Here is a 5,169-nt window from a genome sequence, read left to right as displayed (position 1 = left end):
GTCGATGGCCCCCGGATAGAAACCATTGTGCAACTTGGCGGTCTGTTGAAAAACAACAAGGGCATCAACAAGCTCGGTGGCGGGCTATCGGCACCAGCCTTGACCGATAAGGACCGAAGTGACATCACGCTGGCCGCCGAAATTGGTGTTGACTATCTCGCGGTCAGTTTTCCCCGGAGTGCCGACGACATTCGTGAAGCGGAAACTCTGCTTCGCCGAGCTGGCAGCAATGCCGGCATCATCGCAAAAATTGAACGCGCAGAAGTCGTGAATGACGACAAAGTGCTTGACGAAATGATCCTAGCTTCCAGCGCTGTCATGGTGGCACGTGGTGACTTGGGCGTTGAAATTGGCGATGCGGAACTCATCGGTGTGCAAAAGAAAATTATTCACCATGCCCGACACCTCAATCGCGTTGTCATCACCGCCACCCAAATGATGGAATCCATGATACACAGCCCAATCCCAACCCGAGCCGAGGTCTTTGACGTGGCCAATGCGGTGTTAGACGGCACTGATGCCGTCATGTTGTCAGCTGAGACGGCCACTGGTGATTACCCGGTGGAAGTAATAGAAGCCATGTCACGCGCCTGTCTTGGCGCTGAAAAACAAAAACGTGCTCAGACATCTCGACACCGTATCGACGTTGAATTTCAGCGAATCGACGAAGCGGTCGCCATGGCCACCATGTATACCGCAAATCACCTCAAAGGGCTGAAAGCCATCCTATGCTTGACCGAATCGGGTTCCACCCCGCTTTGGCTTAGTCGGATACGGAGCGGCATCCCAATTTTTGCCTTGACGCGACGTGAAGACACTTTGCGTCGTGTGGCGTTATTCCGCGGCGTGCAGGCGATTCCGTTTGATCCCACAGTGTTGGCCAGGCATGATGTCAACAAGCTGGCCGTCCGAGAATTGGAAAAGCGTGGTCTGGTTCACGATGGCGATTATGTGATCTTGACCAAAGGCGATCACATGGGCATCTTGGGTGGTACGAACGCGATGAAGATATTGAAAGTTGGCGAAATTCACTAGGAGGCGCTGTGTTCTCAACACTGTTGTTCGCTTGGTTGTTGACCGCTCAGGCCGATCCGGTCATCAAGGATGAAACGGCGGCAAGCGAATCCTCCAAACCAAGCCAATCCATATCCGCAAAAAAACCATCGGCCAAAGCGCCCAAAGCGCTTTTGTACCGATGGCGTGACGCCAATGGCCGCATTGTGATTTCCGACACCCCGCCAAAACACGGCAAATACGAAGTGATCGAAGTGCCTCAAGCACAGACCTATCGCGCGCCCTCGCTTCAACCGCTGGAACCGCTTACAACAGGCACAGAAAGCGGCCTTGACAAAGACGCAGCCCCCCCCGTTCCCGATATTGAAATCGTATCGCCGCCGCACGACAGTTGGCTAGACAATAACATTGGCAAAGCCGATATTCGAATTCGCTTGACTGGAAATTTGCCCAAGCAATATCAATTGGAGGTGTATCTGGATGGCAAGCCATTGGGTCATGTCACCCAATACACCCTCGACAATCTCGATCGTGGCGCTCATCAACTTCGAGTGATCATCCGCGACGTTCAGAAAAGAAAAACCGTCAAGGAAAAGACCTCGACATTTTATGTGCGTCGACCGTCCATCCATCAGCCAACCGGCCCCTATCCCAAAGCTGGCCCTCCAATGCCTGCCCACTTGCAACGCGGCAAAAACCCGTACCAACCAATGCACCAGAATTAGGCAATTGATTTATTTTATCAATGCACCAACATGGTGCATGTTGGGCGCAGTTGTGATACGCTGTCGCGCATGAACACGACACCCCCTTTGTCATCGCTGCCCATCATCGATGATCTGGCCACAGCGATCATACTGATCGATGCTCGCCTGCACATCGTCGATGCCAATACGGCTGCAGAACAACTGTTGCAACAATCCGTCCGTTACCTGCGAGGACAGCATGTAGGACATTGGCTGAAGGTCCCTCGATTTACCATTCGGCGCTTGCAAGTGCTTCTGCAACAGCAAAACCGGTGTCACTTACATCAGGCCCCCATTCGAGTAAACGCACAGCGCACCTTGACCGCCGATATTGCGGTCTCCAGATTGAAGTCTGATCCGCATCAGTTTCTTGTCGAAATTCAGCATTTAGCCCCCACGGGTTTGTTACTTAGCCAGGCCAACCAACTTCCGGACAGTGCCATGCATCATGTGCTGCGCAACTTAGCACACGAGGTTCGCAACCCACTCGCCGGACTCCGCGGTGCCGCACAACTGCTGGCCAAGAAAATCAGCCCGTCAGAACGCCGGTTGACCGACATTGTGATTCGCGAAGTGGATCGCTTGGCCGATCTGGTGGAACGACTATTGGGCCATGGGCAACGGGAACCCAAAGTACTCGGTAATGTCCATCAGGTGCTTGAAGAGGCGCTTGCCTTGGTGCTAATGGAAAAACCGCCGGGACTGACCATACGGCGTGACTACGATCCGAGCCTTCCCGACATCGCGTTTCGCCGCCATGCGTTTTATCAGGCCATTCTGAACTTGTTGCGAAACGCAATTCAAGCGCTCGCCGGTCAAGGAGGAGAAATTCGTATCACAACGCGCATTGCGCGGGGGGTGATCATTCGCGATGTCGCGCATCGAACCGCGATCCGTGTCGAAATCGCAGATAACGGCCCCGGATTGCCAGAGCACGTGTACAAAAATCTGTTCGCCCCCTTAAATCCGGGGCGCCCGAACGGTCTTGGCCTTGGGCTCAGCATTGCCCACCAGGCCATTGTGTCGCAAGGCGGTGCCATCCAATGCCAAACCAGTGCCGAGGGCACCTGTTTTTCAATTTATATGCCGATAACTGATCATGAACAGCAAACCTCAAAAACACATTCTGCTGGTCGACGATGATGAATCCATTCGCTGCGTGATAGAAGCGGCGCTGGAAGACCACGACTTCTCGGTACACGCCTGTGCGGATGCCGAAACCGCCTGGCAGGCATTCACTGCCAGACGCCCCGACGTCGTCATCAGCGACATTCGTATGCCCGGCACCGACGGCCTGTCCTTTATCCAGAAGATCAAGGAAAAGGACAGTGATTTGCCCGTCATCCTGATCACCGCCCATTCCGATTTGGAAACGACCTTGGCCGCCTTCGATGCTGGCGCCTTCGATTATTTGCCAAAACCCTTTGATTTAGAAGAACTGATCGCGCTGGTGGAACGCGCCCTCATCAGTGATGAAACAACGACCATGACAAATTCTGAGACGTCAACGCGTCTCATCGGTCGTTCACCGGCCATGCAGAACATCTTCCGCGCCATTGGTCGGTTGTCGCGCTCTGAGGTTACGGTACTGATCACCGGCGAAAGCGGCAGCGGAAAAGAAATGGTGGCACGGGCCATTCATCACTCGAGTCCCAGACGTCATGCGCCGTTTGTTGCCGTCAACATGGCGGCGATACCTGCCGAACTGATTGAAGCCGAGCTCTTCGGCCATGAAAAAGGTGCCTTTACCGGCGCCAACGAACGTCGTCTTGGGCTATTCGAGTCGGCCACTGGTGGGACACTATTCCTCGACGAAATCGGTGACATGCCGATTTCCGCGCAAACGCGGCTACTTCGTGTGCTGCAAGAAGGCCAATTCTACCGTGTCGGCGGACGCCATCCCGTGACTGCCGATGTTCGCATCATTGCAGCCACCCACCGAGATCTGACAAGTCGTGTCCAGCAGGGCGCATTCCGTGAAGATCTTTATCATCGCCTGAACGTCGTACAACTGGCGCTCCCACCCTTGCGCGAACGAACCGACGATATTCCAGAGCTCGTCGAATATTTCCTGGAGGCCGCTGCCAAAGAAACGGGGATGCCCAAAAAACGCATTGATGCTAGCGCCATGGCGCGTCTGCAACAATTTCCATGGCCAGGCAATGTGCGTCAACTACAAAACCTGTGCCGATGGCTCACCGTGATGGTCTCCGGGCGATTGATCCAATTGTCGGATTTGCCAGCCGAATACCAAAACACGGTAGCGTCGGCTGAAGTGGATTGGCAGACGGCATTGCGCGCCGAAATCCGTCGCCTTCTCAAACAGTCAGATCGCGATGCCATCCGCAAGCTGTTGCCAAGCATTGAACACTTGCTGTTAAGCGAAGTGCTGGCATTTACCAACGGGCATCGTCAGCAGACAGCCGAGTGGCTGGGTTGGGGACGCAATACCGTCACTCGAAAACTCAAACACCATCCTTCTGGGGGGCATAAGTAATGGATGTGCCACAGATTGTGCTTTATCAACCAGAAATACCACCCAACACCGGCAACATCATTCGTTTAGCGGCCAACACAGGCTTCCCACTCCATCTGGTCAAGCCTCTGGGCTTCGAGCTTGATGACAAACGATTGCGACGCGCTGGTCTTGACTATCACGAATACTCCCGCATCCAGGTGCACGAAAATTGGGATTCACTCTTGAAGGCGACTCAAGCCAGTCGCCTATGGGCATTGACCACCAAAGGCGAACGGGCCCCATTCGACGTGCAATTCGAGGCAGGTGATCTGTTAATCTTTGGTCCGGAAACACGAGGCCTCCCTTTACCAATTCTCGAGGCCATTGGTCGCCGTCATTGGCTGCGCTTGCCGATGCGACCTGGCTCACGCAGCATGAATTTATCCAATGCGGTGGCCGTCACGGTGTACGAAGCATGGCGTCAGCTTGGCTTTCCCGGCAGTGAAATGCGTTCATAGCGCAACAGTGCTTGCGCAGACAGCAAAAATCGGCATACTTATATTAGCTATTTCTAATTTTTAAAGGTGACAAAATGCATCCCTTTGCTGTCAGTCTGAGATTGTTAAAGGATTACAAGTTTGAAGTGGACTTCGGTGATTTCGGCCAACTCATCACCGACGAACCACCGCCACTTGGCGAGGGGGCAGGCCCCAACCCTGCACGCCTACTGGCTGCCGCCGTCACCAATTGTCTAGGCGCAAGCTTATTGTTTGCCATTCGCAAGTTTAAAGGCGAGATTCAAACCTTAACCGCCGAAGTACAAGGCCACTTAGAACGCATTGACGGGCGCTGGCGAATCCCCGAAATGCATGTCCGCATCCAGCTGCCAGAAGGCATTGAGTCCCTGCCGCACCTTGATCGGGCACTGTCCCAATTCGAAGATTTTTGCAT

At 54.0% G+C, this 5,169-nt stretch carries 6 protein-coding genes; all 6 read left to right on the top strand.

The window, feature by feature from the left end; translation table 11 throughout:
* Positions 1 to 1,035, top strand: a 1,035-nt coding sequence (gene pyk, locus D6694_12745) for a pyruvate kinase (GenBank protein ID RMH38063.1), incomplete at its 5' end; no start/stop codon positions are given.
* Positions 915 to 1,739 carry a DUF4124 domain-containing protein gene (locus tag D6694_12740; protein RMH38062.1) on the top strand — a complete coding sequence of 275 codons (825 nt, stop codon included), beginning with the start codon at positions 915 to 917 and terminating at the stop codon, positions 1,737 to 1,739. The genes pyk and D6694_12740, both read left to right, overlap by 121 nt.
* A gap of 30 nt (positions 1,740 to 1,769) precedes the next feature.
* Positions 1,770 to 2,903: a hypothetical protein gene (locus D6694_12735; protein RMH38061.1), complete on the top strand. Its 1,134-nt coding sequence runs from the start codon at positions 1,770 to 1,772 to the stop codon at positions 2,901 to 2,903.
* Positions 2,860 to 4,257, top strand: coding sequence for a nitrogen regulation protein NR(I) (ntrC, locus tag D6694_12730; GenBank protein RMH38060.1), 1,398 nt, complete (start codon positions 2,860 to 2,862; stop codon positions 4,255 to 4,257). Before D6694_12735 ends, ntrC begins: the two co-directional genes overlap by 44 nt.
* 5 nt (positions 4,258 to 4,262) lie before the next feature.
* On the top strand, positions 4,263 to 4,736 hold the full coding sequence (gene trmL, locus D6694_12725) for a tRNA (uridine(34)/cytosine(34)/5-carboxymethylaminomethyluridine(34)-2'-O)-methyltransferase TrmL (GenBank protein RMH38065.1): 474 nt from the start codon (positions 4,263 to 4,265) through the stop codon (positions 4,734 to 4,736).
* A 74-nt stretch (positions 4,737 to 4,810) separates the two neighbouring features.
* Positions 4,811 to 5,169 (top strand): OsmC family peroxiredoxin (locus D6694_12720; GenBank protein RMH38064.1); only part of this gene is annotated, 359 nt, incomplete at its 3' end.

The sequence above is a fragment of the Gammaproteobacteria bacterium genome, assembly GCA_003696665.1.
Classification (GTDB): domain Bacteria; phylum Pseudomonadota; class Gammaproteobacteria; order Enterobacterales.
The sequence above is the reverse complement of the archived record's forward strand: the minus strand, read 5'-3'. Positions and strand labels throughout refer to the sequence as shown.